Source organism: Sphingomonas sp. DC1600-2, assembly GCF_049897605.1.
Classification (GTDB): domain Bacteria; phylum Pseudomonadota; class Alphaproteobacteria; order Sphingomonadales; family Sphingomonadaceae; genus Sphingomonas.
Window position 1 is genome coordinate 646866 of the sequence record NZ_JAFCWO010000003.1, and the last position, 26171, is coordinate 673036.

Below are 26171 nucleotides of genomic sequence, written 5' to 3' on the forward strand. Positions count from 1 at the left end.
GAAGAGCCCCGTATCGGTGGTGTCGCACGATCTGCGATGCCGCCGATACGGGGTGGTATCACGCAAAGTGATCGCGCATGAACGCGGGCATGAATCGCAATGCCTCCTATCTCGTCCGGCTGGTTTCGATCGTGTGGCGACGGCGCGGTGCGCGCCACGCCGGGGCGGAACTGCTGCGGGCGCGGCGGCGGCTGGCGACGGGTGTGGGCGCGGTGCTGCTGGGGCTGGTGGCGCTCGCTTTCGCCGCGATCAGCGATCGTGCGCAGGGGGCGTTCGCGGCGCTGATCGCGCATTGGCCGTATGCGCCGCTGCTGCTGACCCCGGCGCTGTTCGCCGCTGTGGTGTGGGTGACGCGGCGGAGCGCGCCTTATGCACGCGGATCGGGCATTCCGCAGGTGATCGCCGCCAGTCGCGCGCCCGATACACCGCCGAGCAACGCGCTGGTGTCGCTGTGGACGGCGAGCGTCAAATTCGTGCTGACGGTGGTGATGCTGCTCGGCGGGGCCTCGGTCGGGCGCGAGGGGCCGACGGTGCAGATCAGCGCGGCGATCATGGTCAAAGTGCATCGCTATCTGCGCGTGCCGATCACGTCGGGCGTGCTGATCGCGGGCGGCGCGGCGGGCGTGGCGGCGGCATTCAACACGCCGCTCGCCGGCGTCGCCTTTGCGATCGAGGAACTGGCGGCGGCTTATGAACAGCGCGTTGCGGTGCTGGTGATGGGCGCGGTGATGATCGCCGGGCTGGTCAGCCTCGGCATTGCTGGGGACTATGTCTATTTCGGCGTGATGCGCGAGACGCTGGGCGTGTCGGCGGTGCTGATGATTACGCCCGTGGCGGGCGTTCTGGGCGGCGCTGCGGGCGGGTTGTTCTCGCGGCTGGTGCTGGGCTTTGCGGGTGCGCGTTGGCGGCCGATCGCGGCGGCGCGGGCGCATCCGATCCTGTTCGCGGCCGGATGCGGGCTGACGGTGGCGGTGCTTGGCATTGCGACCGGCGGCGCGACCTGGGGCACGGGCTATGGCGCGACGCGGTTGCTGGTCGAGGGGCATGGCCAGTCGGACTGGTTCGGCCCGGCCAAGTTCCTCGCCGCGCTGGCGACGACGCTGAGCGGCGCGCCGGGCGGCATCTTCGCGCCGTCGCTGGCGGTGGGGGCGGGGTTCGGCAATTTGCTGGCCGGGGTGTTCCATAACCAGCCCGCAGGGGCGGTGGTGCTGCTGGGCATGACCGCCTATTTCGTCGGCGTGGTGCGTGCGCCGCTGACCGCCGTGATCATCGTGATGGAGGCGACGGCGGCACGCGGGCTGATCCTGCCGCTGTTCGCGACCGCGCTGATCGCCGACGGGGCAAGCGCCTTTGTCTGCCGCGAGCGGCTGTATCATGGCCTCGCCAAGCCGTTCCTGGCGCTGGTCGAGGGCAAGGCGGCGTAAGCCGGGTTTCGCTATTCCGGGTGCGTTTTCCGCTCTATAGCGCTCGCCGAGAGGGAGAGAGCTATGGCCAAGCGCACATTCGATCCGAGGGTTTTGCCGATCACCAGCGCGGTGGCGACGGCGTTGCTGGCGGGGGCGTGCAGCCCCTCTGCCGATGTCGCGAAGTCGGATGTCGCGGTGTGCCGCGATGCGGCGGGCCTGCGCACCGACGATGCTAATTGCGTGCGCAGTGGCGGCGGGCATGGCGGTGGCGGGGCGATCGTCGGGGCGGCGACCTGGTATTATCTGTCGCGCGGCAGCATGGTGCCGCCGATGGGCCAATCGTTGGCGGGCGGTTACACCACGCCACGCGCGGGCGTCGGCTATGCGCGCGCGTCCTCGGCGACGGTGTCGCGCGGCGGCTTCGGGATGAGCGCACGCGGCGGTGGCGGCGGGGCGGGCGAGTGATGCGCCGCACCGATTGTAGCCCGCGCCGCGACTGGCAGGCACGGGTCGAGGAACTTGGGCTCGTCTGGCATAGCGTCGGCGGCCAGCCTTATTGGGACGAAAGCGCCTGCTACCGCTTCACGCTGGCCGAGATCGAGACGATCGAGCGCGCCAGTGCCGAGCTGTACGAGATGTTTCTCGCTGCCGGGCAGCATGTGCTCGACCGCGAATTGCTCGGCGATTTCGGCATTCCCGCTTTCTGCCACAATGCGATTTACGATTCCTGGAATGCCGAGCCACCGGCACTCAATTTCGGGCGGTTCGACCTGGGGTATGACGGGTCTGGTCCGCCCAAATTGTTCGAGTTCAATTGCGACACGCCGACCTCGCTGGTCGAGGCGGCGGTGATCCAGTGGGACTGGAAGGAAGCGGTCTTCCCAAGCCACGACCAGTATAACAGCCTGCACGAGGCGCTGATCGCCAAATGGCGCGACATCGCGCCGCCGCCGGGGAGCAGCGCGCTCTATCTGGCGCATGTCGCGGATGGGGCGGGGGAGGACAGCGTGACCACCGCCTATCTCGCCGACACCGCGCGTGCGGCGGGGGTCGACACGCGGCTGATCGAGCTGAAGGATCTGGGCTGGGATAGTGCGGGTCGGCGCTTCGTCGATCTCGACAACATGCCGATCGACGCGATCTTCCATCTCTATCCGTGGGAATGGCTGGTCAACGAACCGTTCGGGCGCGATCTGGTGGAGAGCCTGAGCAGCACTTTGTGGATCGAGCCGATCTGGAAGATGCTGTGGAGCAACAAGGCGATCCTCGCGGTGCTGTGGGAGCTGTATCCGGGGCACCCCAATTTGCTGGAGACGCGGCGGGTGCCGCTGGCCGGCGATTACGTACGCAAGCCGTTGCTGGCGCGCGAAGGGGCCAATGTCACTTTGGTGAAGGGCGGCGCGACGCTGGCCGAGACCGGCGGCGATTATGGCGAGGAAGGCTTCGTTTATCAGGCGCTGTACGATTTGCCCGGCAGCGGCGAGCAGCGCCCGGTGCTGGGCGCATGGATCGTCGATGGCGCGCCGGTGGGGATGGGCATTCGCGAGGACGGGCCGATCACCGGCAACACCGCGCGCTTCGTGCCGCATATCATCGAAGGCTAAGATGGCCGAGCATGAGTACACCGCGCGGATCGCCTGGACCGGCAATCGCGGCGAGGGGACGCGTCAGTATCGCGGCTATGACCGGACGTGGCAGATCGTGACGCCGGGCAAGCCGGTGATCGAGTGCTCGAACGATCCGTTGCTGGGTGGCGATCCCGGCCTGCCCAACCCCGAGGACTTGCTGCTGGCGACGCTCTCGGGCTGCCACATGCTGTGGTATCTGCATCTGGCGAGCGTCGCCGGGGTGGTGGTGACCGCCTATACCGACGATCCGCTCGGCATCGGCGAAAGCGCGCCCGATGGGACGGGGCGGTTCGTGAAGGCGGTGCTGCGGCCACGGATCGAGCTGATCGCGGGGAGCGATCTGGCGGTGGCGGATGCGATCCACGCGCGCATCCACGCGCATTGCTTCATCGCGCGGTCGGTGAATTTCCCGGTCGAATATGCGGCGACCTATATCGAGCGGTGATCCGGTGCGCCCGACTCGGAAGGTAACGAAGGTAAGGGCGCGTTATAGGCGGAGTGCGACCAATCTCGTCTTGCTGTCGATGAACCGAGTACGGTCGATGGCGGCAACGATGAGAAAGAGCATGCGGGGCGAGATTTTCATACTTCCCGCGTGTAGGACAACGCTTTCGTAAGGTTCGATCAGCGCGCGCTCAAAACGTGCTTCCCCGGCGAAGGCCGGGGCCCAGTTGCGAAGGTGGAACTTATCAAGCGCTAGAGTGTGATGACGTTTGACGGACTCCCCTCCCCTTCAGGGGAGGGGTTGGGGGTGGGGCCTATCCGTCTCACCGAGACCGGCGCACGCGGGGAGAGGCCCCACCCCAACCCCTCCCCTGAAGGGGAGGGGCTTCCCCGGATCGAAGTAACGTCATCCCGCTTTAGCGCTCGCCCTGTGCCGTTCCTCGCCTGGACCCCGGCTTTCGCCGGGGAAGGGCTTTATGGAAAGGCGTTGCGCCCCTGCGCAGGCGATCAGCGCGAGCGGCGGGGCCAGTTATATTGGCTGCTCTCGAACGACACGACCGCACCGGCATTGTTGCCGAGCGGGATCGCGGCGGTGCCGTAGATGCCGCGCGTGCCGTTCGATCCGATCATCGCGCCGATTTCGCCGTGAATGCCGGGACCGGTGCCTGGGAGGCGCTCGCCGCGGGCGGCGGCGGCGCTTTCCACGGTGTTGCTGTTGAGGATGGCGTCGCGTTCCTTGTCGGACAGCCGGATCGTGTCGCCCGAAGACGGTGCCGCCGCTGCAGCCACAGCAGGAGTAGCCGGCGCGGTCGCTTGCTGCTGGGCGAAGCCTGCCGTCGGCAAACCCGCAGCGGCGGAAAGGAGCAGCAGAGCGGGGCGCATCGGACGAGTCATAAGAGTCACTGTAGCGCAGATGTGGGTGATCGCCAACGTGCGCCGAAACCCCGCTTAGCTGGTGACCGCCTCGATCACCGCCGCGCGCAGTTCGGGGATGCCGAGGCCGGTTTCGCTCGACGTCACCAGAATCTCGGGGTGCGCCGCCGGGCGCTTGCGCGCTTCGTCGGCGGTGGCCTGGGTGACCTCGACCAGTTCGCTCGCCTTGATCTTGTCGGCCTTGGTGATGACCATGCGGTAGCTCACCGCCGCCTTGTCGAGCATCTCCAGAATGTCGCGGTCGACATCCTTGATGCCGTGGCGCGCGTCGATCAGCACCAGCGCCCGCTTGAGCACGTCGCGCCCGCGCAGGAAATCATTGACCATGAAGCGCCACTTCTTGACCATGTCCTTGGGTGCCTTGGCAAAGCCGTAGCCGGGCATGTCGACCAAGCGGAACGCCAGCGGATTGCCCACGTCGAAGAAGTTCAATTCCTGCGTGCGGCCCGGCGTGTTCGACGTGCGTGCCAGCGCATTGCGCCCGGTCAGCGCATTGAGCAGCGACGATTTGCCGACGTTGGAGCGCCCGGCAAACGCCACTTCGGGCACCACCGCATCGGGCAGGAACTCGATCGTCGGCGCCGATTTGAGGAACGCGATCGGCCCGGCGAAGAGCTTGCGCGCGGCTTCAATGTCTTCCGGCTCGAAACTCACTTCTTCACCGCCGGTTCTTTGAGGCCGGGATGGCGGGCGTAGAGCAGGCGCTGCTGCGCGACGGTCCACAGGTTGGAGGTGATCCAGTAGACCTGCAGGCCGACCGCGAACGGGGCCATCACGAACATCAGCATCCACGGCATGATCGCGAAGACCTGCTTTTGCGCTTCGTCCATCGGTGCCGGGTTCAGCTTGAACTGGAAGAACATCGACACGCCGAGCAGCACCGGCACCACGCCGATCGCGAGGAACGACGGCAGGTGATAGGGCAGATAGCCGAACAGGTTGAGGATCGTCGCAGGGTCGGGTGCCGACAGATCGTGGATCCAGCCGACGAACGGCTGATGCCGCATTTCGATCGTCAGCAGCAGCACCTTGTACAGCGAATACATGATCGGGATCTGGATCAGGGTCGGCAGGCAGCCCGCGAGCGGGTTGACCTTTTCGGCCTTGTACAGCGCCATCACTTCCTGCTGGGCGCGGGCCTTGTCGTCCTTATACTTTTCCTGGATCGCCTTCATCTTCGGCTGGATCGCCTTCATCGCGGCCATCGAGGCGAACTGACGCTGCGCGACGGGGAAGATCAGCGTGCGGATGGTGACGGTGAGCAGGATGATCGCGACGCCGAAGTTGCCGATCATGCGGAACAACCAGTCGAGATATTTGAAGATCGGCTTTTCGACGATCTCGAACCAGCCCCAATCGATCGCCTTGCCGAAATGCTGGATGCCGAGGCGGTCCTCATAACGGTCGAGCGTGTTGGTTTCCTTGGCACCGGCGAAGAATTTGGCGGTCGATACGAGCGCCTTGCCCGGTGCGACGACGCGCGGGGCGAGCGTGAAATCGCCCTGGAACACGTCGCCGTTTGCAGCGTGGAAGCCCGCCCGCACCGGCGCGCCGTGATCGGGGATGACGGCGGCGAGGAAGTATTTGTCGCCGAAGCCGAGCCAGCCGCCGGTGGAATTGAAGAAATTCTCGCCGGCTTTGGCCGAATTGCCCCAGATCTTGCCGAGGAAGCTGGCTTCCTTGCCCTTCAGATTGTCGAAGGTGATGTCATAGGTGGCACCTTTGTCGAACACGCCGATCGGGCCGATATGGTTGGTCCAGGTATCGGCCTCGGTGCCGACGCCGGCGCGCGAGACGAGCGCATAGGGGCGCAGCGAAATCGGCGCGGGGCCGGCATTGGCGACGGTCTGGCGCACCGTGAACATATATTTGGCATCGACCGCGAAGGTCAGCGCGAAGCGCTGGCCCTGCTTGTTGTCCCAATAGAGCGTGACCGGCGTATTGGGGGTCAGCGTCGTGCCATTGGCGGTGAAGACGGTATCGCCATTGGGGACGGTGACGCCGTCACCATTCCAGCCGAAGCCCGCGAAATACGCATCCTTGGTGCCGCGCGGCGACAGCAGGCGGATCGGCGGGGAATTCTTGTCGATCGTCTGCTTGTATTTGGTCAGCGTCAGATCATCGATCCGCGCGCCCTTCAGGTTGATCGAGCCTTGCAGATCGGCGGTCTGGATCGCCACACGCGGGGTTTCGCGGCGAACGATTTCCAGATCGCGAACCTGCGCCGGGGTCGTCGCGGCCGGGCTTCCGCTGGGCGGAGGGACAACCTGGCTCTTGCCATCGACCAGCTTGGTCGCGGGCGGATTGGCGACATGCGGGAAATAGCGAGCCGACAGGAAATTGCCGCCCAGCAGAATGATCGCGGCCAGCACCGCGAACAGGATGAAATTCCGGGTATCTTCTTTCACGCGGGTGTCTTCCGTTCGATCAGGGCACTGGATCGGGTCCGTACCCGCCCCAGGGATGGCACCGCGCGATTCGCTTGGTTGCCAACCACCCGCCTTTTACCGCGCCATAGCGGCGAAGCGCGGTGATTGCATAGGCGGAACAGCTTGGGGTGTAGCGGCACGATGGCGGCAATACCGCCGAGGGGCCAATTTGCCAGCCGCGTACCAGCAGGATGAGGAGGCGAGTCAGCACGGCGAGGCGTCGGTATGACCGTTCGCCCTGAGCCTGTCGAAGGGCCCCAGCCGCACGAGCGTCGATGCGTGTAGCGAGCTGTGCTTCGACAAGCTCAGCACGAACGGAGTGGGGTGATCCTTCACCGTGCCGCCTTCGCCAATGCTTTGGTGAGTTCGGCCCGCAATGTGGCGAAATCGCGCTCGATTCCGCCGTTGCGGCCGATCAGCACATGGTCGGCACCGGGCACGCCCTTTTCGGGCAGCAGCTCGCGCGCCAAGGCCCGCAACCGCCGTTTCATGCGATTGCGAACCACGGCGTTGCCGATTTTCTTGGTGACGGTGTAGCCGACCCGCATGGCGGGATCGCCATCACCGCGGGGGCGCACTTGCAGGACGAATCCCGGCATGGGTGCGCGCTTTCCCGCATTCGCCGCGAGAAAATCTGCGCGGCGGGTGAGCGTGCGTAGGTCGGCAGGGCCGACGGGTACGGTTACGCCGAGAGCTTCTTGCGGCCGCGGTTGCGGCGAGCGCGAATCACGTTGCGACCGCCCGGGGTCGCCATGCGCGAGCGGAACCCGTGGCGGCGTGCGCGCACCAGATTGCTCGGCTGAAAGGTCCGCTTCATCGTTCATTCCCTAAAATTCTGCACGGGGCACGTCGAAATAGAAAATGGCCGCCACGAGGACGGCCTTGAAGGTGCGCGCTTACCGAGGACGTGCCGGAAAGTCAACGTGTGCGATCGTTGGTTGGTGGTGCGAGGATCTCGGCGAGCCGCGCGCGAAAGCTGGCGGGCGGGCCGTCTTCCCGCGCTTCCCGGTCGCGCGCGCGGCGGCGTGCGGCGCTTTGGCGGCGCAATCCCATATCGGCATAATGGCCGAGCCTGGGCCAGCGGCGCTTGGCGGTGACGAAATGCTTTTTGGCGCGGTGCGAGTTTTGCAGCACCAGCGCGAGGCCGGCGGCAAACACGAAGATGCCGCCTGGCCCCGGAATCGCGCCGACGATCGGCGAGAGAATCACCAGCACCACGCCACCGGAAACAAGGCCCGTGCGGACCAGCGGATTACGGGACGTCATCATCGACAGGCATGTGGGGCCGGTGTCTTGTTTGCGCAAGACGCCGCCCGGCGCTGTTCCCTCTGCCGGAAAACCCGGTATGCTCCAGCGGCGTCCGGGGGGATCACAGATGGCAGCAAGCGTATCCACGGTGGCGTATCTCGGCCTCGAGGCGCGCGCGGTCGAGGTGCAGGTGCAGTTGATCCCGGGCTTACCCGCCTTCAACGTCGTTGGACTGGGCGACAAAGCGGTGGCGGAAAGCCGCGAGCGGGTGCGCGGGGCGATTGCGGCGATGGGGCTGGCGCTGCCGCCCAAGCGGATCGTGGTCAACCTGTCCCCGGCGGATTTGCCCAAGGAAGGATCGCATTTCGATTTGCCGATCGCGCTGGCGCTGCTGGGCGCAATGGGCGTGGTCGATGCGGAGACGCTGAGCGATTATGTCGTGGTGGGCGAACTCGGGCTCGACGCGCGAATCGCGCCGTCGCCGGGGGTGTTGCTGGCGGCGCTGCATGCGTCGGAACGCGGGATGGGGCTGGTGTGCCCGGCGGCGCAGGGCTCGGAAGCGGCCTGGGCGGGGCAGGGGGTGCTGGCGGCACCCGACATCCTGTCGCTGATCAACCATTTCAAGGGGCATGGCCTGCTGAGCGAGCCGTTGCCCGGCGACGCGGACGATGTCGGCCACGGGCCCGATCTGCGCCAGGTTAAAGGGCAGGAGACGGCCAAGCGTGCGCTCGAAATCGCGGCGGCGGGCGGACATAATCTGCTGATGGTGGGGCCGCCGGGCGCGGGCAAATCGCTGATGGCATCGTGCCTGCCGGGAATTCTGCCGCCGCTCGATGCGAGCGAGGCGCTCGAGGTGTCGATGGTGGCGAGCGTCGCGGGGACGCTGACCGGTGGGCGGCTGACTCGCCAGCGGCCGTACCGCGCGCCGCATCATTCCGCGTCGATGGCGGCGCTGGTCGGCGGCGGGTTGAAGGTCAAACCGGGCGAGGTCAGCCTCGCGCATCTGGGCGTGCTGTTTCTGGACGAACTACCGGAATTTCAGCGCGCCGTGCTCGATTCGCTGCGCCAGCCGCTGGAAGCCGGGACCGTCAGCGTCGCACGTGCCAATGCCCACGTCACTTTCCCGGCGCGGGTGCAATTGATCGCGGCGATGAACCCGTGTCGTTGCGGTCATCTGGGCGACGCGGCGCTTGCCTGTTCGCGCGCGCCGCGCTGTGCAGCCGACTATCAGGCGAAGGTCTCGGGGCCGCTGCTCGACCGCATCGATCTGCATATCGAGGTGCAGGCCGTGAGCGCCGCCGATCTGGTGTTGCCGCCGCCAAGCGAAGGCTCGGCCGAGGTCGCGGGGCGTGTCGCGGCGGCGCGGGCGGTGCAGCGAACGCGCTATGCTGACCATGCGGCGCGCACCAACGCCGATGCGGACGGCGCTTTGCTCGACGCCGTCGCCACTCCCGATGCGGCAGGATGCACGCTGCTGGCGCAAGCGTCGGAAGCGATGCGTTTGTCGGCAAGGGGCTATACGCGCATCCTGCGGGTTGCGCGGACGATTGCCGACTTGGCCGGTGCCGAGACGGTCGGGCGCATTCATGTTGCCGAGGCGCTAAGCTATCGCCGTCAGGCACCTCGCAATTAGTCGGGCTCAGTCGAAGGTGAGGAACGCCGGCTTGCCGTCGAGATAGCAGTGCGTCGGATTATCGAAGCGAAATCCGCCTGGACCCAGCCTCCGCAAGACGTGTGCGCAGTGCGCGGTGGCACGCGCTCCGGCCTGGACGATCGCGGCCGACCTCAGATATGCGTCGGTGGCCAGGACGCCGTGTCCGGCACGCGTCAGCTTTCCCGATGCGACCGCACTTTCGACCTCCCGCCGGACCGTCGAATAGCTCATGCGTAAGGTACGGGCGAGTACGGTGATGGCGATGGGCTCGCGCAAATCCTCGGGCGGAGCGGTATCGGCTTCCCCATAGCGGCGGCTCAGTTCCGGGTCGCGCGTGATCTTGCGCGCACCGGCGGTTGCCACGGTGTGCACGACCACAAGCTCGAGCCAGCTTGCATGCGCGTCCCGAATGTAATCGAACGGCGCAAGCACCAGGTCGATCGCCGCTGCAATGGTAGCGTTCGGATCATAGAAACGATCGACATGATTTGGCGGCAGGGGAACGCCCATCTGTGACAGATCTTCGATGACACTGACCATGTGGTCGTGCAGCGAACGCAGCAAGGTCGCAAAGGCGGGCAGGGCCAGCGTCTCGCTCCGAACGCTCACGCCGTGATCGACGCGCTGGCAAATCCCGTCGTCGATCAAGGCGTGGACGTGCCGTCGTACCGTCTCGAACGGTCGATTGAGCGACATTGCGACCGCATTGATACTGATGCCGTCCACGACCGAAGGCGCGGTCGACGCCAGACCGTTACAGAAAGCGCGAAGGCCGCTACTGCCGCGCAAGATCATTAGCAGGAAAATCGCTCGATCGAACGGGATTTTTCGCTGGAGATGCTCTTCCAGAACGCGGACCACATCCAGTCCAGACGCCAATTGCATCTGGCTGACAATGCGACCGATCATGCGGCTCCCCGGCCGCGCCGCAACTTCCCACTGCAAATGTTGCACCGATCCGATCGCTCCCCACCGCCCTGTGCGAACGACTCTTACCCGATTTGCTCAAATGACGCATGTGATGTTTATCAAACTGGGTAACCATAGGGTGTAATATTTCAAATGGGGCCGTAACGATTCCATTGGGCGGGGGAATTGTATGGCGGGACACGGCGAAGCGTACGGGGGAGCGGACCTTGTCTCAATCGACGTCGCGCCGCCTGTCAGGCGCGAGTCGTTTCCAGGTGCCGCGTTGCAGAGCGCGCGCGAGGCGATGGGCGAGTCGCTCCGCGATGTGTCCCGCCATACGCGAATTCCCGAGCGCCACCTCGAGGCGATCGAGCGCGCCGATTATCGCGTTTTTCACGCGGCCCTTTACGCCGTCGGTTTTGCCCGCACCTATGCACGCCACGTCGGCTTGACCGAGCCCTGGATCGCCGAGGCGGTTCGCGCGCACTATCTCGCTGAGCGATTGCCGGAACGCGATGCGGCCCCCGGTCTGGAGAGCCGTGCAATACAGAGCGCTGTCCCGGCGATTCTGGCGGCGGTGCTGTCAATCTGCGCGGTATTGATCTTGGTGGGCTGGCTTCTGCGCATGTGGGGTTGATGTCCGGCGCGGTCGCGGCTAACAGCACCGTCCACGCTGCGGGTGTGGTGAAATTGGTAGACGCGCGGGACTCAAAATCCCGTTCCGCAAGGAGTGTCGGTTCGACCCCGACCACCCGCACCATCTACGTTACGCTGCGGCCAGCTCCAGCGTTTCGCTGATCTCGAACCACACGGCCTCGGCGGCCTCCAGCTTTTTCGAAATCTGCGCGTGCTGCTTGGTCAAGTCGGCCGGACTTAGCCGCGCGAGCCACGCCTCGGCGGTGCTTGGATCGAGCATCGCGCGGTCGATCGCACCCAGCTGCTTGGTGAGCTTGGCGACCAAAGCCTCAGCCTCATGCGCGCGCTTTTGCAGGGCGACCGCAGCGGCGCTCAGTTGCGGCTTGTCGTCCTTCTTCGCGGCCTTGGCCTTGGCACCTTCGCCACCGCCATCGCCTGCCAGCACGAAGGCGATATAATCCTCCATGCTGCCGGCATATTCCTTCGCGGTGCCGCCATCGACCAGCACGAGCCGGTCGGCGGTGAGTTCGACCATGTGGCGATCGTGGCTGACCAGGATGACCGCGCCGTCATAGGCATTGAGCGCCTGCACCAGCGCTTCGCGCGCATCGACGTCCAAATGGTTCGTCGGCTCGTCGAGGATCAGCATGTGCGGCGCGTCGCGCGTGATCAGTGCGAGCGCGAGGCGGGCGCGTTCGCCGCCCGAAAGCTTGCCGACCTTCTGCGTCGCCTTGACGCCCGAGAAGCCGAAGCGCCCGAGCTGCGCGCGCACCGCACCCGGTGTCTTGCCCGACATCATGCGGGTCATATGTTCGAGCGGGGTATCGTCGCCGTCGAGTTCCTCGACCTGATATTGGGTGAAATAGCCGACGCGCATCTTGCCGCTGGCGTTCATCGCGCCGTCCATCGTCGGCAATTGTGCGGCGAGCAGGCGGGCGAGCGTAGTCTTGCCGTTGCCGTTGCGGCCCAGCAGCGCGACGCGATCATCGGGATCGAGCCGCAGATTGAGGCGCTGCAGGATCGGCTTGTCGGCATAGCCGACCGCTGCCATGTCGAGCGTGATCAGCGGCGGGCGTAGTTCTTCAGGGCTCGGGAATTCGAACGACAGCGTCGGATCTTCGACCATCGACGCGATCGGCTGCATCTTCGCCAGCATCTTCTGGCGGCTCTGCGCCTGCTTGGCGGTCGAGGCACGGGCGCTGTTCTTGGCGATATATTCGCTCAATTTGGCACGCTGCGAATCCTGCGCGGCCTTGGCGGCGGCGAGCTGGGCGACGCGCTCGGCACGCTGGCGCTCGAAGCTGTCATAGCCGCCGGTGTAAAGATGGACCTTGCCGCCTTCGAGATGGAGGATCGTGTCGACGACATTGTTGAGCAGATCGCGCTCGTGGCTGATGACGACCATCATCGCCGGATAGCTTTTCAGGAAATTCTCGAGCCACAGCGTCGCTTCGAGATCGAGATGGTTCGAGGGCTCGTCGAGCAGCAGCAGATCGGGTTCGGAAAAGAGCAGGGAAGCGAGCGCGACGCGCATCTTCCAGCCGCCCGAATAGGAATCGAGCGGGCGGCCCTGCATTTCCTCGTCAAAGCCAAGGCCGACCAGAATGCGCGCGGCGCGCGCGGGGGCGGTGTAGGCGTCGATCGCGGTCAGCCGGTCATAGACGGCTCCGAGACGATCCGGGTCCTGGCAGGTTTCGGCCTCGGTCAGCAGCGCGGCGCGCTCGGTATCGGCGGCGAGCACGGCTTCGATCGGGGTGGTGGTGCCGCTCGGCGCTTCCTGCGCGATATAGCCGATGCGGGTGCCGCGTGGCATCTCGATCTCGCCGAGATCGGGTTCGAGCTGGCCGATCATCACCTTCATCAGCGTGGACTTGCCCGCGCCGTTGCGCCCGATCAGGCCGACGCGGCTCTTGGGCGGCAGTGCGGCGCTCGCGCCGTCGAGGATCGCGCGCCCACCGAGGCGCACCGTGATACCATTGATATTCAGCATCGGCAGCGCCTAGCAGATTGTTGCGTTGCACCCAAGTGTCCGGCAGCGCGTTATACAACAAACACGAGAGGAAGCGGAATGAGCGTCGCCTTCCGTCGCGAAAGCGACGAGGAACATCTGGAACCCAAGTTCGAACGGCCGATCGCGCCGGGGCCGAATCTGGTCACGCCGCGCGGGCTGGCGCTGATCGGTGCCAAGGTGATCGAACTGGAAGCGGCATTGGCCGACGCGGCGGCGGTGGATCGCGACGCGGTGCTGCGTGAGCTGCGCTATTGGCATACGCGCCAGACCACCGCTGAAGTCGTACCCGCGCCGCCTGCTGGCGTGATCGGTATTGGCAGTCGCGTGACGTACCACCTGGCTGGTGCCGACCGCACGGTCGAAATCGTCGGCGGCGACGAGGCCGATCCGGCGGAGGGCCGTATCGGCTTCCAGGCACCGCTGGCGCGCGTGCTGATCGGTGGGGAGGTTGGCGAGCGCGTGGATTTTGCGGGTAAGGTCGATGCGGTCGAAATTATCGGGGTGGCGTGAACCGGGCTTTCCCGGCACCGTCCTGACGCGCACCGAATCCTCGGCCCAAGCGTTGGCGATGGAGACTGTCTCCGCCAAACCCGATCAAGGACCGCGACCATGACCCGCAAAAGCAAGCTCGGCGCGATCGCCAATCCATGGCCGACAATCGGTATCGAAGCGTGGACGCTCGGGCTCGAAGCGTCGGCGGTGATCGGGTTGCGGACGTGGCAGCGCGTGATGGCCGGTCCCAATGGCAACGCTGCCAGCGATGCCGAGGCGCATCGCATGATCGATGAGAAGATGACTGCGGCGCTGCAGTTGCAGATGGCGATGCTGACGGGTCGCCTGGGTACCACGCCTGCAACTGCGACGAAGAAGATCATCCGGCACTATTCTCGCACGGTGCGCGCCAACCGGAAGCGGCTGGCGGGGTAACGCGGGCTTGGCGAGGTTTGCTCGCGCACCCGCCGTTAGGGTCGCGCCAATGTAATCCGCGCGATCAGGCCGCCGCCGTCGCGGTTTTCCAGCGTAATGTCGCCGCCCGCCTCGCGTACGATCGCGCGGGCAAGCGCGAGCCCCAGCCCGATGCCGCCGGTTTCCTTGTTGCGCGACGTCTCCAGCCGGGTGAACGCCTCGAACACATCGCCCAGCCGATCGGCGGGGATGCCGGGGCCACGATCGCACACGGCGATCACCACTTCGCGCGGTGTCGCGGTGAGCGTGACTTCGGCCGACCCGCCATATTTCAGCGCATTCTCGATCAGATTGCGCAGCGCGCGCCGCATCGGCGAGGGGCGTAGCCGGACCTTCAGGCGATCGGCTTCTTCGAAACCGACGGAGTGGCCAAGATCGCGGAAATCCTCGACGACCGCATCGACCAATGCCGCGAGATCGACCTCGGTCGGCGGTTCGCTCGGGCGACCCAGCCTAGCGAGCGACAGAATGTCGTCGAGCGTTCGGTTCATTTCGGCGATGGTATCGGCCATTTTCGCGCGATCGGTGTCGTCCTCAACCGATTCGATCCGCACGCGCAGGGCCGCCAGCGGGGTACGCAGATCGTGCCCGATCGCACCGAGCATGCGATCTTTTTCCTCCAGCATGGCGGTCACGCGCAGCCGCAGTGCGTTGAACGCCACGATCACGTCGCGCACGTCCTGCGGACCGCTCTCGACGATCGGTTCGGTCGCGGTACTAGGGTGGAAGTCGCGTGCGGCGGTGGCCAGGCGGCGAAGCGGGCGCGATATGCGGCGTCCCGCCCAAAGCAACGGCACCAGCACTACGCCGTAGAGAATCGCCGTCTGCGCGAACAGCCGCCACAGGATCGTCGAATCGCTGCGCGTCCAGCCGATGTTGAGCGCAATCCACTGCCCGTCGGGCCGCTGGACCGCGACGACGAGCTCCGCCCCCGCACGGAGCAGGCGTTCGATGCGGGACTGGCTGACATAGCGCAGACGCGGATCGTTCGGCGAGATCGGCAACACTTGCGTCTCGATCCGGTTTACCTTGACGCCAGCGTCAGTGAGCGCAGCACGCAATGCCTGTTCGATATCGCCCAGCCGCTCCGCTCCGGCCGGGATCGGGGAGGTGGCCAGCACGCGGGTGCGGCTCCACGAGCCGCCGCCGCCGATCTTCTTGCCCGCCGCAATGCGTTCGTCGGCATCGACGATGCGGGTGACGGCGGGCCCGGTTGCCTGATCGAGCCGTGCCTGACGCCGTTCCTGCAGCAATAAGCCGAAATTGATCGCCTGCGCGACGAACAGCGCCACCGCGATCAGCAGCGCCATCTGGCCGGAGAGATTGCGCGGGAGGAGCTTCAAGGGCGCGCCGTCGTCACAGCCGGGTCACTTCGGCGGCCAGCGTATAGCCACCGCCCCATACGGTCTTGATCAGTTCGGGAGCCTTGGGATCGGCCTCGATCTTGCGGCGCAGGCGACTAACCTGATTGTCGATCGCGCGGTCGAACGCGGCGGCTTCGCGGCCTTGCGTGAGATCGAGCAACTGGTCGCGCGTCAGCACCTGCCGCGGGCGCGTGACCAGTGCGTGGAGCAAATTATATTCGCCGGTCGACAACGGCACCGACACGCCGTCGCGATCGACCAGAGTACGCTCGCCCGATTTCAGCACCCATCCGGCAAAGGCGAAGGATCCGGTCTCGGGCGCGTGTTGGCGCACGCCGCCCGCGGCGGCACGGCGCAGGATAACCTTGACGCGCGCCGCCAGTTCACGTGGCGAAAACGGCTTCACCACATAATCGTCCGCGCCCATTTCGAGCCCGACGATGCGGTCGGTCTCCTCGGTGCGGGCGGTGAGGAGGATGACGGGGATTTCGCCGCTCTCGCGAATATGGCGCGTGAGCGACAGACCGTCCTCACCGGGCATCATGATATCGAGAATGACGAGGTCGATCGCGTAGGCTGTCATCCGCGCGCGCGCGCCCTCGGCGTCGCCTGCTTGCGTCACGCGAAAGCCCTGCCGCGTCAGGAACTGCGCGAGCGGCTCGCGGATCGAGCGTTCGTCGTCAACCAGCAACAGATGCGGCGTTTCCCCCATGGTGTCGGTGTTTAGCATGACGCGATCCACTTGGAAAAAGGTGCCGGGCGAGCGGGGGGCATGCTCGCCCGGCGGCCGGGCCTGGGGATTATTGGCCCGGATTGGGGGAAGGGGTTGGCGCGGGCGCGATCGCATCCGCAGGGTCGCTGCGGCGCTGCATCACCGCCTTGCGCGCGCGGTCGGTCCAGGCGGCCAATTCGTCCCTGGTGATCTGGCCATCGCCATTGGCGTCGATGCGCGCGAAACGCTTGTCGGCTTGCGCAAGATATTCGGCGCGCGAGATCTTGCCGTCGCCATCGGTATCGGCGCGCGCCAGCAATCGCGCCGCCGGACCCGTCTGCTCGTCGGCCGAGAGGAAGCCGTCCTTATTGGTATCCATCGCGTCGAACCGCGCATTCGCTTGCGCCGTGGCTTCGGCCTTGGAGATCATGCCATCGCCATTGGTGTCCGCCTGCGTCATGCCACCGCCCTGTGCAACGGCCGCAGCGGTCGCAAGCGCGGCAACTGCGGCTGCAGTAAGAATGCGGGTGAACCTCATCGGCTGGTCTCCTGATGCTGCCTTGGCGATGGCGTGTCGGTTGCGCGGTTATGCCGTGGCATCTGTCGCGCCACTATCCCGGGGATGGGGGCAAAGTGTCGCAAAATGTCGCAAGGCGTGGCAAACACGCCCGCCGGTCACGCGAAGATGGCGACGCTTTGCATCCCCTGGGCAATGGGGGTGCCGTCGGCATTCCACAGCATCATCGTTTGGCTCGATCCGCCATTGACCGCGTGGGCCGATTCGGCCGCGAGCAACCACCAGCCATCGCGGGTGGCGGGGGCGGGCGTCAGCAGGTTGACGATCCACGTCAGGGAACTGAGCGGCGCGGGCTGCTTGCCGAGCAATTTGAACGCGGCGGGCGGTAGCGCGTCGGCCAGCGCCAGCACCTCGACCATCGGATCGATGCCCGACGCATCGCGCAACCGCGCCCAGCGCAGCCATTCGGCTTCGCCCGGCGCCTGATCCTTCAGGTCGAGGAAGTTGAAATTGCCGGTGAAAAAGCCGTCGGGGCCCGTGTAGAGCGTGGCGTCTGGAGCAGGCGGGGTGACCGCACGCTGCAATCCACCGCTGAGCGCAATGCGCGAGGGCTGTTCGGCCATGAAGACGAAGATTGCGCGATAGCCGAGCCCCGCTTCGGACACGATATCGGCCTGGATGAAGGCGGCGGTGCGGCCGCGGCGCAATTTGGTCGCGATGACCGTGACCGCGCCCGCCAGGGGCCCGATGAAGGAGACTTGCGCCGACCGCAGCGGTGGCAGATCGGGTTCGATACCTTGCGCGGCGTGCAGCGCCAGCGCGCTCGACAAGCCGCCATAAGCGGTGCGCCCTTGCAGCCAGTCGGAGGGAATTTCGGTGCGGAAGCCGCCCTCGACCGGCTGCGCGGTGGAGAGAATCTGGTGGATCGGGGTCACAGCGCGTGCTCCGCCAAGCGATCGCGCAACTCGCGTTTGAGCACCTTGCCGATCGCGCTGCGCGGGAGTTCGGCAATCGCGTGGAGTGCCGCCAGACGCTGCGTCTTGCCAAGCTGCGCATTGGTCCAGTCGAGGATCTCGGCGATGTTGGCGTCGACCCCCGTATGCGGCACGTAGAAGCCGACCGGGCTTTCCCCCCACGCCTCGTTCGGTACGCCGATGACGCTGCAGTCCGCAACGGCGGGATGACGCGCCAGCACGGCCTCGAGATCGGTCGGATAGATGTTGAAGCCGCCCGAGATGATCAGGTCCTTCTTGCGGTCGAGCAACGTCAGGAACCCGTCGGCATCGAAGCGCCCGACATCGCCGTGGCGGATGAAGCGGTTGCCCACGGCATCGAACCATTCGGCGGCGGCGGTGGCGTCCTTGCGGCCGTGATAGGCGGTCATCATCGCCGGGCTGCGGCCGACCACTTCGCCCATTTCGCCCTGCGGCACCTCGCGACCGTCATCGTCGATCAGGCGGATGTCGTGGCCCTCGACCGGGCGGCCGACGGTGTGGAGCTTGTCGGGAAAGGCGTTGGCGATCAGCAGGCAGGTGCCGCCGCCCTCGGTCATGCCGTAATATTCGACCAGCAGCCCCGGCCAGCGCGCGACGACATCGGCCTTCAGCGCCGCCGGGAACGGGGCGGAGGTGCAGGTCTTGAAGCGGAAGCTCGACAAGTCGAAGCGATCGAAATCGGGCAGCGCCATGATCCGCTGATATTGCACCGGCACCAGCATGGTGTGCGTGGCGCGGTGGCGTTCGGCGAGCGTCAGATAACCGCGCGCATCGAACTTCTTCAGCAACACCACAGTGCCGCCCCAGCCGAGCGTGGGCAGCACGCTGACCAAAGTGGTGTTGGAATATAGCGGCGTCGCGATCATCGTCACCGCGTCGGCGAACCCGGCGGCCTCGTTGCGGTTGATATGCGCCCAGCGCATCGCGTGGCTTTGTACGATCCCCTTGGGGACGCCGGTGGTGCCCGACGAGTAGATGATGTTGAAGCCATTCTCGGGCGCGATCGTGACCGGTGTCGGCCGCGCGCCGACCGGGGCGAGCCACGATCCCAGCGATTTCAGATGGACGAGCTTGCCGGGAATATGGTGTCCGCCCAATGCGCTTGCCGCCTCGGCGTCGACGAAGGTGATGGGGGCAGCACAGTCGGCGATCATCGCAACGATGCTATCGGGCGTCCCCGATGGCGCGAGCGGGGTCGCCACGCACCCGGCCCGGAGCGCGCCGAGGAAGATCGCGACATAATCGATGCTGGCGGCGGCGACGATCGCGACGGCGTCGCCCTGCCGCACGCCATCACGCTGAAGCGCGGCGGCGACGCGGTCGACCAGCGCGTCGAGACTGGCATAATCCAGCTCGCCGTCGGCTTCGGCCAGGGCGACCTTGTCGGGCTGTTCTGCAGCGTGCGCGCGGAGCAGGTCGGGGAGAGTGGCGAAGTCCCTCGCGAGCATTTCGGCAGCGGTCATCATGTCCCTTCTCAGCAAATCCCGATCTTCGATTCGCTAGAACAAGAGAGAGGGAAACACCATACGCGATGTTCGAACGATCGATCCTCCCCGGAACGGGGAAGGGGCGGCTTCGTCAGCCGGGTGGTGGAGGGGGCTGCACGGGAGTTCCGCCCGCGGCACGCCCCCTCCACCATTCGCTCAATGCTCATGGTCCCCCTCTCCCCGACGCGGGGAGGAGTCGTTACCCCAGTACCTTTGCCGTCTGCCCGAACAGGATCTTCTTCGCCTCCTCGGTCATCGGCTTGTTGTCGCTGATCGCGGCCCCCTTGGCATAAGCGGCGATCGTGTGCGGACGTGCGGCGATCGCCTCGAACCAGCGCTTCACGTTCGGGACGTCATCGAGATTCTGTCCCTGCCGCTCATGCGGGACGATCCAGGGGTAACAGGCCATGTCGGCGATCGAATATTCCCCGGTAATGAAGTCGCGGTCGGCCAGGCGGCGATCGAGAACGCCGTATAAGCGATTGGTTTCCTTGACATAACGATCGATCGCATAAGGGATTTTTTCAGGGGCATAGCCGCTGAAGTGATGGTTCTGCCCGAGCATCGGCCCCAATCCACCCATCTGCCACATCAGCCACTGAATCGTCTCGGTGCGGCTGCGCAAGTCCGCGCCGATGAACGCGCCATATTTGTCGGCCAGATAGAGCAGGATCGCCCCCGATTCGAAGATCGCGATCGGCTCGCCACCATCGGCGGGGTCGTGATCGATGATTGCGGGCATACGGTTGTTGGGCGCGATCTTCAGGAAATCCGGCTGGAATTGGTCGCCTGCGCCGATGTTGACCGGAATGATGCGATACTCGACCCCGGCCTCCTCCAGAAATAGCGTGATTTTGTGGCCGTTCGGCGTGGGCCAGTAATGCAGGTCGATCATGCGCCAAGCTCCTCTTGCGTCACGCGGGAGATGGGGAGCCGCTACGCGTCCGCAACTGCGCCGGGCAACAATGCCGGTGCCGATTGCGGCCTGAAGCGTCGCGGCCCGGTGCCCCCTTACCGAACGGGCGATCGCTGCAACGCGCCCAATAACGCTTTTCACGACGCCCATTCTGTGGCATCGCTTCGCCATACCCAATCTTCAGATTTTATCAGCAAGGACAGGTTTTATGGCGACTGCGCCCGAACTCGACGCTCCAGCGACCGCGCTTGACGAGTTCCGCCAGACGGCCCGCGCCTGGCTTGCCGCCAACTTCCCGCCTGCGCTCAAGGGCAAGGACAATGCCCTGTCCGCGCTCGAAGGCCCAACCGAACTGTCCGCAGATGAAATCGCCTGGAAGGCCGCAATGGGCGAAAAGGGCTGGGGTGTTCCCGGCTGGCCCAAGGCTTATGGCGGCGGTGGGCTCGACAAGGCCGAAATCCGCGTCCTGCAGGAGGAAATGGCGCGGATTGGCGCGTGGAACCCGATTGGCGGCATGGGCGTGATGATGTTCGGCCCGACGCTGCTCGAATATGGCAGCGACGCGCAGAAGCACGAACATATCCCGGCCATCGGCAAGGGTGAGGTGCGCTGGTGCCAGGGTTATTCCGAGCCCAATGCCGGGTCGGACCTCGCCAATGTGCAGACCTTCGCCGAGGACGCGGGCGACCATTATATCGTCAACGGGCAAAAGACCTGGACCAGCGGCGGGCAGTGGGCCGACAAATGCTTCGCGCTGGTGCGCACCGACAAATCGCAAAAGCACGGCGGCATCAGCTTCCTGCTGCTCGACATGACTTCGCCCGGCGTCGAGGTGAAGCCGATTCGCATGATTTCGGGCCAGTCGCCGTTTTGCGAAACCTTCTTCACCAATGTGAAGGTGCCCAAGGAAAATCTCGTGGGGCGCGAGGGGCAGGGCTGGGAGATCGGCACGCGGCTGCTCCAGCATGAGCGTAACAGCCTGTCGGGCGGCGGCGGTGCCTCGCGGCTGTTCGCGGGCAAGGCGATGGGGGCGCTGGCCAAGGAATATCGCGGCGCGGATGAGCAGGGCCGCGTGCCCGACAGCGATTTGCGCATGCGCATCGTGCGGCATGAGATGGACAGCCGCGCCTTCGCGCTGACGCTGCGCCGTGCCGCGCTGGAAGCCAAGTCGAACCAGGGGCCGTCGGCGGCGACCTCGATCATGAAGAATGTCGGCGCGCGCATCACGCAGGAACGCGCGGAGCTGTCGATCGAGATCATGGGCATGGCCGGGCTGGGCTGGGAGGGCGAGGGCTTCAGTGAGGACGAACTGACCCAGACGCGCACCTGGCTGTGGGGCAAGGCGGTGTCGATCTATGGCGGGTCGACCGAGATCCAGAACAACGTGATTTCGAAGCGCATCCTCGGGATGCTCGATCACCAGTAATTCCAGATAGGCTGCCGCAACTGCGGCGGGCCGGAGAGGGGCGGGGTGAAGGACGGCAGAAGCCATCCTCCCCCGTTTCACCCATCACAAAACGGGGACCGCGAGATGGCCGTACTCAACGACGAACAAACGATGCTCCGCGACATGGTGCGCGAGTGGTCCGACAATGAATCGCCCGTGACCGCCTTCCGCAAGATGCGCGCGGCCGCACCGAGCGCGGGTTATGATCCGGCGGCGTGGCAAGCGCTGTCCGAAATGGGAGTGGCCGGTATCGTCATTCCCGAGGCTTTTGGTGGGACTGCCTTTGGCTATCTGTCGCTTGGCCTCGTGCTGGAACAGCTTGGTCGCAATCTGGCGGCGTCGCCACTGGCAGCGACGTCGGCGGCGGCGAGCGCAATCGTCTTGGGCGAATCCGAGGCGGCGAAGGCCGAATGGTTGCCGCGCATTGCCAGCGGCGCGGTGGTCGCCACGCTCGCGGTCGATGAGGGGCCGGTGCATGATCCGGCCAAGGTCGCGACCAAGGTGGTCGACGGAAGGCTGAGCGGGACCAAGGCGTTCGTCGCCGAAGGCGATAGCGCGGGCGTCTTTGTCGTTGCCGCCGATGATGGGCTGTATCTGGTCTCCGGCGATGTCGGCGTGACCCGCTCCCCACGCCATATGACGGATTCGCGCAGCCACGCGCAGATCACCTTCACCGACGCGCCCGCCGAACGGCTCGGCGATACCGCGCTCACCGCGCGCGTGGTCGATCGCGCGACTGCGGTGGTGTGCGCGGAAATGCTGGGCCTGGCGGTGCAGGCCTTCAACACCACCAACGATTATTTGAAGACGCGCGTGCAATTCGGGCAGGTGCTCTCGACCTTCCAGGCGCTGCAGCACCGCATGGCAAAGATGTTTACCGAGCTCGAATTGATGCGGTCGGCAGTCGAAGGGGCGTTGGAGGCGATCGATGCGGGGCGGTCGGATGTCGACCAGGCGGTCAGCCTGGCCAAGGCGGTGGCGGGCGATACGCTCCACCTCGTCAGCCGGGAAATGATTCAACTGCACGGCGGCATCGGCATGACCGATGAGCATGATGCAGGCTTCTACATCAAGCGCGCGCGTATCTTGGAGACGATGTGGGGCAATGCCGCTTTCCACCGGGAGCGCTTTGCCCGGTTGAACGGATACTGATCGGGATCCGCTCCCCTTTCGCAATTGCACCATGAGCGACCCATTTTCGAAGCTGCGTTCTGGCCGTTTCGGTCGTGTCATTTTTGTCGCAAGTCCGTAAAACTCCTATACGTTGCCGGTCATTTGCGACGTATCCGCGCTTGACGCGGCCCCGTTCTCGGGTAAATTCGATGATAGGGTACGGAACCGATTAGTGTTCTGGTCCTTCGGGGAGAGAGATATGACGAACGCCTTGTTGTCTGCATGTGCCATGTCCGCGCTTGCGCTTGGGATTGCCATGCCAGCATCGGCGCAGACCGCGCCTGCAACCGGGGTGCCGTCGTCGTCGCCGGAAGCCGCCAAGGCTCCGGCGGCGGCCGATACGGCGGACGAACCCACCCGCGATATCATCGTGACGGCGACGCGCCGCAATTCGCTGCTGTCGGACGTGCCGCTGGCGGTGTCGGCGGTTTCGTCGGCGTCGCTGTCCAATTCAGGCGCGAACGACATCCGCCAGCTTAACCAGCTCGCACCATCCTTGCTCGTGTCTTCGACCGGATCGGAAGCGAACGGTTCTGCGCGCATCCGCGGCATCGGCACGGTGGGCGACAATCCCGGCCTGGAAAGCTCGGTCGCGACTTTCATCGACGGCGTCTATCGCAGCCGCACCGGGGCTGGCCTCAACGATCTCGGTGAAATCGACCGGATCGAAGTGCTGCGCGGTCCGCAGGGAACGCTGTTCGGGCGCAATGCCAGCGCGGGCTTGCTCAACATCATCACCAAGGCTCCGAGCTTCACATTCGGTGCCAATGGCGAGCTGACCTATGGCAATTACAATGCGGTTCGCGCCTCGGGCAGCATTACGGGCCCGATCACCGAAACGATCGCCGCGCGGCTCGATGGCGTGTATTCGAAGCGCGACGGCTTCTACACCGATGCGGTGACGGGCCAGCGGCTCAACAATCGCGATCGCTATTTCGTACGCGGGCAGTTGCTGTATCAACCCACCGCAGACCTGTCGGTGCGTTTGATCGGGGATTATACGCACCGCGTCGAATCCTGCTGCGCCGCCGTCTATGTTTCGACGGTGGAAACCTATGATCCGACGCCGGGTGCGGCGGGGACCAACCCCGAACATGATTATGCCAGCCGGACCAACCGCATCACCGACGTGATGACCAGCATGGGCGCAGTGTTTCCGGGCGGCGTTTATCCGGCGAACATGACGCCCTATAACCGCCTGACCTCCGATACGCCGGGCCGCAGCTTCCGTGGCAAGACCACCGATGGCGGCATCTCCGGCGAAATCAACTGGAAGATCGGTGATGTCGCGTTGACGTCGATCACCGCCTATCGCGAGTATAAGGCAGAGGCCCCCGGCGACGTCGATTACAGCAACATCGATTTGCTGTATCGCGCTGCGGACGGCAATTCCTTCCGCCAGTTCAAGACGTTTTCGCAAGAGCTTCGACTGCAGGGATCGCTGTTCAAGGATCGGCTCGACTGGCTCGTTGGCGGCTATTTCTCCAATGAAGATCTAACGGTTCGCGACAACCTCAAATTCGGCTCGCAATATGGGGCGTTTGCCGCGTGCCGTCTGGTCGCGACGATCAACGCCGCTGCAGTTCTGCGTAACCCCAGCGCACCGGGGTGTCTCAGCCCGACCGGTATCGCCACGTTGACCGGGGCGTTCGGGGCGGCTGCACCGATCTTCATCAACGGGCTCAACACGCTCAGCACGGTCAACAATGTCGGCGACAACAACGCCAATTACTATCAGCGCAGCCGCAACTTCGCCTTTTTTACGCACAATATCGTGCACATCACCCCGACGCTCGATCTGACGTTGGGCCTGCGCTACACGCATGAAGAGAAGACGTTCCGCGCCGATTTCAACAACACCAACACCGTCTGCCCGGCCCAGCAGGCGTTCTTCGCCCCGTTCCTGACCGGAGGTGCGGCAGCGTTGCCGGCCTCGCTGCAATCGCTGGCAGCGGGCGTTGTCAATTTGACGTGCCAAGGCAATTCCAGCTCGGCGCTCAATGCCTTGAAGCTCAGCGACAAGCGCAAGGAAGGCGAGTTCACGGGCACGGCGGTGCTGTCGTGGAAGCCGACTACGGGCGTGCTGACCTATGCCAGCTATTCGCGCGGCTATAAGGCGGGCGGCTTCAACCTCGACCGTTCGGCGCTGGGCCAGCCGATCTTCTCGCCGACCGACCCGCGCCAGTTCGGCGGGCGCGGCGCTGGCTTCGGTACGGCGAACCTCCAGTTCGATGCCGAGAAGGTCAACGCCTATGAAGTCGGCGTGAAATATACCAGCCGCCGTTTCAACCTGAACGTCGCGGCGTTCCAGCAGGACTTTAAGGACTTCCAGCTCAACACCTTCAACGGTTCGGTGTTCCTGGTGCAGAATATCGACTCCTGCTCGACCGATCTGGCGGGCGCGGACCGCGATGCGTCGGCATCGACCGGGGCGTGCGATCCCAACAATGTCCGGCCCGGCGTGCGGACGCGCGGTGTGGAAGTCGAGGCGGCGATCTACCCGACCCGCAACGTGGCGTTCACCGCCGGCTATACGCTGGCCGATACCAAGTTCCGCAACAATCTGGTCGGGCGCAATACCGGGGCACCCTTGGACCCAGCGTTGTTCCTGTTGCCTGGACAGGCGCTGTCCAACGCGCCACGCAATGTCGTGACCAGCAGCATTGCCTGGACGCCGCGGTTGGGCAATTCGGGCCTGTCGGGCCTGATCTATGTCGATCAGCGTACCACCAGCGATTACAATACCGGCTCCGACCTGTTCCCGGAAAAGAAGCAGGACGGCTTCACCACGGTCAATGCCCGCGTCGGCATCCGTGGGCCCAAGGAGCAGTGGGCGATCGAGCTGTGGGCGCAGAATTTGACCAACACGCAATATGAGCAGGTCGCGTTCAGCACGCCCTTCCAGGGATCGAACAGCGTCGCCAACGTCCAGGCGTTTGGCGGCACGGCGAACCAGACAATTTCGGCATTTCTGGCCGAGCCGCGCACCTACGGCGTGACGCTGCGCGGCAAGTTCTGAACGACAGCGGTCGGGGGGCAAGGGCCCGTCATCCTGCGGGGTGGCGGGCCCTTTGCCGTTTGGCCGCGTGTGGCGTATCGCTAGACCGATGCCCAAACCGATAAAGCGCACGCCCGGCCTGCCGACCCGCGAGTATATCTAATGTTGAGCTCAACATTACACATATTCTTTGCAGTCGCAGTTTATGTCGAGCGTGGCGGCAGGAGGCGCAGGTTTCCTTCGGTTTTCCATGATTTCACTCCAGATAATTACGGTTCCCTCGACCTCAACAAGTCGA

General features: G+C 65.2%; 25 protein-coding genes, 1 tRNA gene and 1 pseudogene. 12 read left to right on the forward strand and 15 right to left on the reverse strand.

Annotated elements, in window-relative coordinates; genetic code table 11:
- The first annotated feature begins 77 nt into the window (after nt 1–77).
- From ACP7BL_RS09780 to ACP7BL_RS09795, 4 genes are all read left to right on the forward strand, one after another.
- Nucleotides 78–1424 carry a chloride channel protein gene (locus tag ACP7BL_RS09780; protein ID WP_426258224.1) on the forward strand — a complete coding sequence of 449 codons (1347 nt, stop codon included), beginning with the start codon at nt 78–80 and terminating at the stop codon, nt 1422–1424.
- A gap of 63 nt (nt 1425–1487) precedes the next feature.
- Nucleotides 1488–1871, forward strand: a complete 384-nt coding sequence (locus ACP7BL_RS09785) for a hypothetical protein (RefSeq protein WP_426258225.1) — start codon at nt 1488–1490, stop codon at nt 1869–1871.
- Nucleotides 1871–3010 (forward strand): glutathionylspermidine synthase family protein, encoded by a 1140-nt coding sequence (locus tag ACP7BL_RS09790; protein WP_426258226.1) that lies wholly within the window; start codon nt 1871–1873, stop codon nt 3008–3010. The genes ACP7BL_RS09785 and ACP7BL_RS09790 overlap by 1 nt, the downstream gene beginning before the upstream one ends.
- Nucleotide 3011: 1 nt before the next feature.
- Nucleotides 3012–3479 (forward strand): OsmC family protein, encoded by a 468-nt coding sequence (locus tag ACP7BL_RS09795; protein ID WP_426258227.1) that lies wholly within the window; start codon nt 3012–3014, stop codon nt 3477–3479.
- Nucleotides 3480–3985: 506 nt separating this feature from the next.
- On the opposite strand, the gene ACP7BL_RS09800 is transcribed toward ACP7BL_RS09795, so the two are convergent.
- The 7 genes and pseudogenes from ACP7BL_RS09800 to ACP7BL_RS09830 form a co-directional block, all read right to left on the reverse strand.
- A complete protein-coding gene (locus tag ACP7BL_RS09800) occupies nt 3986–4360 on the reverse strand; it encodes a hypothetical protein (protein WP_426258228.1) in 375 nt (124 codons plus the stop codon).
- A 66-nt stretch (nt 4361–4426) separates the two neighbouring features.
- Complete coding sequence (gene yihA, locus ACP7BL_RS09805; RefSeq protein WP_426258229.1) at nt 4427–5065, reverse strand: ribosome biogenesis GTP-binding protein YihA/YsxC; 639 nt, start codon at nt 5063–5065, stop codon at nt 4427–4429.
- Nucleotides 5062–6819: a membrane protein insertase YidC gene (yidC, locus tag ACP7BL_RS09810; protein WP_426258230.1), complete on the reverse strand. Its 1758-nt coding sequence runs from the start codon at nt 6817–6819 to the stop codon at nt 5062–5064. Before yidC ends, yihA begins: the two co-directional genes overlap by 4 nt.
- A 19-nt stretch (nt 6820–6838) precedes the next feature.
- The gene (gene yidD / locus ACP7BL_RS09815; protein ID WP_081988645.1) at nt 6839–7051 is read right to left on the reverse strand and encodes a membrane protein insertion efficiency factor YidD; all 213 of its coding nucleotides are present in this window, start codon (nt 7049–7051) and stop codon (nt 6839–6841) included.
- Between the two features lie 121 nt (nt 7052–7172).
- A pseudogene (rnpA, locus tag ACP7BL_RS09820) lies at nt 7173–7484 on the reverse strand (ribonuclease P protein component); the annotation flags it as partial.
- 38 nt (nt 7485–7522) lie between these two features.
- Nucleotides 7523–7657 (reverse strand): 50S ribosomal protein L34, encoded by a 135-nt coding sequence (gene rpmH / locus ACP7BL_RS09825; RefSeq protein WP_010162954.1) that lies wholly within the window; start codon nt 7655–7657, stop codon nt 7523–7525.
- Nucleotides 7658–7758: 101 nt separating this feature from the next.
- Nucleotides 7759–8109 (reverse strand): hypothetical protein, encoded by a 351-nt coding sequence (locus ACP7BL_RS09830; protein ID WP_231564984.1) that lies wholly within the window; start codon nt 8107–8109, stop codon nt 7759–7761.
- A gap of 106 nt (nt 8110–8215) precedes the next feature.
- On the opposite strand from ACP7BL_RS09830, the gene ACP7BL_RS09835 reads away from it, so the two are divergent.
- The gene (locus ACP7BL_RS09835) at nt 8216–9721 is read left to right on the forward strand and encodes a YifB family Mg chelatase-like AAA ATPase (RefSeq protein ID WP_033964270.1); all 1506 of its coding nucleotides are present in this window, start codon (nt 8216–8218) and stop codon (nt 9719–9721) included.
- 6 nt (nt 9722–9727) lie between these two features.
- On the opposite strand, the gene ACP7BL_RS09840 is transcribed toward ACP7BL_RS09835, so the two are convergent.
- Entirely contained in the window at nt 9728–10651 is a 924-nt protein-coding gene (locus ACP7BL_RS09840) for a hypothetical protein (protein ID WP_137902528.1), read from the reverse strand.
- 190 nt (nt 10652–10841) lie between these two features.
- On the opposite strand from ACP7BL_RS09840, the gene ACP7BL_RS09845 reads away from it, so the two are divergent.
- Complete coding sequence (locus ACP7BL_RS09845; RefSeq protein WP_052192253.1) at nt 10842–11288, forward strand: helix-turn-helix domain-containing protein; 447 nt, start codon at nt 10842–10844, stop codon at nt 11286–11288.
- Nucleotides 11289–11326: 38 nt separating this feature from the next.
- Nucleotides 11327–11411: transfer RNA gene (locus ACP7BL_RS09850), tRNA-Leu, on the forward strand.
- A 6-nt stretch (nt 11412–11417) separates the two neighbouring features.
- Here the strand turns inward: ACP7BL_RS09850 and ACP7BL_RS09855 are convergent.
- Nucleotides 11418–13277: an ABC-F family ATP-binding cassette domain-containing protein gene (locus ACP7BL_RS09855; RefSeq protein ID WP_033964267.1), complete on the reverse strand. Its 1860-nt coding sequence runs from the start codon at nt 13275–13277 to the stop codon at nt 11418–11420.
- Between the two features lie 78 nt (nt 13278–13355).
- On the opposite strand from ACP7BL_RS09855, the gene ACP7BL_RS09860 reads away from it, so the two are divergent.
- Together ACP7BL_RS09860 and ACP7BL_RS09865 are read left to right on the forward strand one after the other, a co-directional pair.
- The gene (locus tag ACP7BL_RS09860) at nt 13356–13808 is read left to right on the forward strand and encodes a GreA/GreB family elongation factor (RefSeq protein WP_426258231.1); all 453 of its coding nucleotides are present in this window, start codon (nt 13356–13358) and stop codon (nt 13806–13808) included.
- 99 nt (nt 13809–13907) lie between these two features.
- Nucleotides 13908–14225 (forward strand): hypothetical protein, encoded by a 318-nt coding sequence (locus ACP7BL_RS09865; protein WP_341203518.1) that lies wholly within the window; start codon nt 13908–13910, stop codon nt 14223–14225.
- Between the two features lie 35 nt (nt 14226–14260).
- Here the strand turns inward: ACP7BL_RS09865 and ACP7BL_RS09870 are convergent, their stop codons facing one another.
- From ACP7BL_RS09870 to ACP7BL_RS09895, 6 genes are all read right to left on the reverse strand, one after another.
- On the reverse strand, nt 14261–15574 hold the full coding sequence (locus ACP7BL_RS09870) for an ATP-binding protein (protein ID WP_426258247.1): 1314 nt from the start codon (nt 15572–15574) through the stop codon (nt 14261–14263).
- Between the two features lie 46 nt (nt 15575–15620).
- The gene (locus tag ACP7BL_RS09875; RefSeq protein WP_033964278.1) at nt 15621–16340 is read right to left on the reverse strand and encodes a response regulator; all 720 of its coding nucleotides are present in this window, start codon (nt 16338–16340) and stop codon (nt 15621–15623) included.
- Nucleotides 16341–16428: 88 nt separating this feature from the next.
- Complete coding sequence (locus ACP7BL_RS09880) at nt 16429–16878, reverse strand: EF-hand domain-containing protein (protein WP_137902529.1); 450 nt, start codon at nt 16876–16878, stop codon at nt 16429–16431.
- 137 nt (nt 16879–17015) lie between these two features.
- Nucleotides 17016–17792: a thioesterase family protein gene (locus ACP7BL_RS09885; protein WP_033964264.1), complete on the reverse strand. Its 777-nt coding sequence runs from the start codon at nt 17790–17792 to the stop codon at nt 17016–17018.
- The gene (locus tag ACP7BL_RS09890; protein ID WP_426258248.1) at nt 17789–19315 is read right to left on the reverse strand and encodes a class I adenylate-forming enzyme family protein; all 1527 of its coding nucleotides are present in this window, start codon (nt 19313–19315) and stop codon (nt 17789–17791) included. Before ACP7BL_RS09890 ends, ACP7BL_RS09885 begins: the two co-directional genes overlap by 4 nt.
- Before the next feature lie 223 nt (nt 19316–19538).
- Nucleotides 19539–20234 (reverse strand): glutathione binding-like protein, encoded by a 696-nt coding sequence (locus tag ACP7BL_RS09895; RefSeq protein ID WP_426258232.1) that lies wholly within the window; start codon nt 20232–20234, stop codon nt 19539–19541.
- A 229-nt stretch (nt 20235–20463) separates the two neighbouring features.
- Between ACP7BL_RS09895 and ACP7BL_RS09900 the strand changes: the two genes are divergently transcribed.
- The 3 genes from ACP7BL_RS09900 to ACP7BL_RS09910 all read left to right on the forward strand — a co-directional run bounded on the left by ACP7BL_RS09900 (nt 20464) and on the right by ACP7BL_RS09910 (nt 25894).
- On the forward strand, nt 20464–21681 hold the full coding sequence (locus ACP7BL_RS09900; RefSeq protein WP_426258233.1) for an acyl-CoA dehydrogenase family protein: 1218 nt from the start codon (nt 20464–20466) through the stop codon (nt 21679–21681).
- 105 nt (nt 21682–21786) lie between these two features.
- The gene (locus ACP7BL_RS09905) at nt 21787–22854 is read left to right on the forward strand and encodes an acyl-CoA dehydrogenase family protein (RefSeq protein WP_426258234.1); all 1068 of its coding nucleotides are present in this window, start codon (nt 21787–21789) and stop codon (nt 22852–22854) included.
- 220 nt (nt 22855–23074) lie between these two features.
- Nucleotides 23075–25894 (forward strand): TonB-dependent receptor, encoded by a 2820-nt coding sequence (locus tag ACP7BL_RS09910; RefSeq protein WP_341203525.1) that lies wholly within the window; start codon nt 23075–23077, stop codon nt 25892–25894.
- The last annotated feature ends 277 nt before the right edge of the window (nt 25895–26171 follow it).

Coding starts and splice junctions, on each gene's coding strand:
- ACP7BL_RS09780 (WP_426258224.1), top strand. CDS start 78: ATGAACGCGGGCATGAATCGCAATGCCTCCTATCTCGTCCGGCTGGTT.
- ACP7BL_RS09785 (WP_426258225.1), top strand. CDS start 1,488: ATGGCCAAGCGCACATTCGATCCGAGGGTTTTGCCGATCACCAGCGCG.
- ACP7BL_RS09790 (WP_426258226.1), top strand. CDS start 1,871: ATGCGCCGCACCGATTGTAGCCCGCGCCGCGACTGGCAGGCACGGGTC.
- ACP7BL_RS09795 (WP_426258227.1), top strand. CDS start 3,012: ATGGCCGAGCATGAGTACACCGCGCGGATCGCCTGGACCGGCAATCGC.
- ACP7BL_RS09800 (WP_426258228.1), bottom strand. CDS start 4,360: ATGCGCCCCGCTCTGCTGCTCCTTTCCGCCGCTGCGGGTTTGCCGACG.
- rpmH (WP_010162954.1), bottom strand. CDS start 7,657: ATGAAGCGGACCTTTCAGCCGAGCAATCTGGTGCGCGCACGCCGCCAC.
- ACP7BL_RS09830 (WP_231564984.1), bottom strand. CDS start 8,109: ATGATGACGTCCCGTAATCCGCTGGTCCGCACGGGCCTTGTTTCCGGT.
- ACP7BL_RS09835 (WP_033964270.1), top strand. CDS start 8,216: ATGGCAGCAAGCGTATCCACGGTGGCGTATCTCGGCCTCGAGGCGCGC.
- ACP7BL_RS09840 (WP_137902528.1), bottom strand. CDS start 10,651: ATGATCGGTCGCATTGTCAGCCAGATGCAATTGGCGTCTGGACTGGAT.
- ACP7BL_RS09845 (WP_052192253.1), top strand. CDS start 10,842: ATGGCGGGACACGGCGAAGCGTACGGGGGAGCGGACCTTGTCTCAATC.
- ACP7BL_RS09855 (WP_033964267.1), bottom strand. CDS start 13,277: ATGCTGAATATCAATGGTATCACGGTGCGCCTCGGTGGGCGCGCGATC.
- ACP7BL_RS09860 (WP_426258231.1), top strand. CDS start 13,356: ATGAGCGTCGCCTTCCGTCGCGAAAGCGACGAGGAACATCTGGAACCC.
- ACP7BL_RS09865 (WP_341203518.1), top strand. CDS start 13,908: ATGACCCGCAAAAGCAAGCTCGGCGCGATCGCCAATCCATGGCCGACA.
- ACP7BL_RS09870 (WP_426258247.1), bottom strand. CDS start 15,574: ATGGCGCTGCTGATCGCGGTGGCGCTGTTCGTCGCGCAGGCGATCAAT.
- ACP7BL_RS09875 (WP_033964278.1), bottom strand. CDS start 16,340: ATGGGGGAAACGCCGCATCTGTTGCTGGTTGACGACGAACGCTCGATC.
- ACP7BL_RS09880 (WP_137902529.1), bottom strand. CDS start 16,878: ATGAGGTTCACCCGCATTCTTACTGCAGCCGCAGTTGCCGCGCTTGCG.
- ACP7BL_RS09890 (WP_426258248.1), bottom strand. CDS start 19,315: ATGACCGCTGCCGAAATGCTCGCGAGGGACTTCGCCACTCTCCCCGAC.
- ACP7BL_RS09895 (WP_426258232.1), bottom strand. CDS start 20,234: ATGATCGACCTGCATTACTGGCCCACGCCGAACGGCCACAAAATCACG.
- ACP7BL_RS09900 (WP_426258233.1), top strand. CDS start 20,464: ATGGCGACTGCGCCCGAACTCGACGCTCCAGCGACCGCGCTTGACGAG.
- ACP7BL_RS09905 (WP_426258234.1), top strand. CDS start 21,787: ATGGCCGTACTCAACGACGAACAAACGATGCTCCGCGACATGGTGCGC.
- ACP7BL_RS09910 (WP_341203525.1), top strand. CDS start 23,075: ATGACGAACGCCTTGTTGTCTGCATGTGCCATGTCCGCGCTTGCGCTT.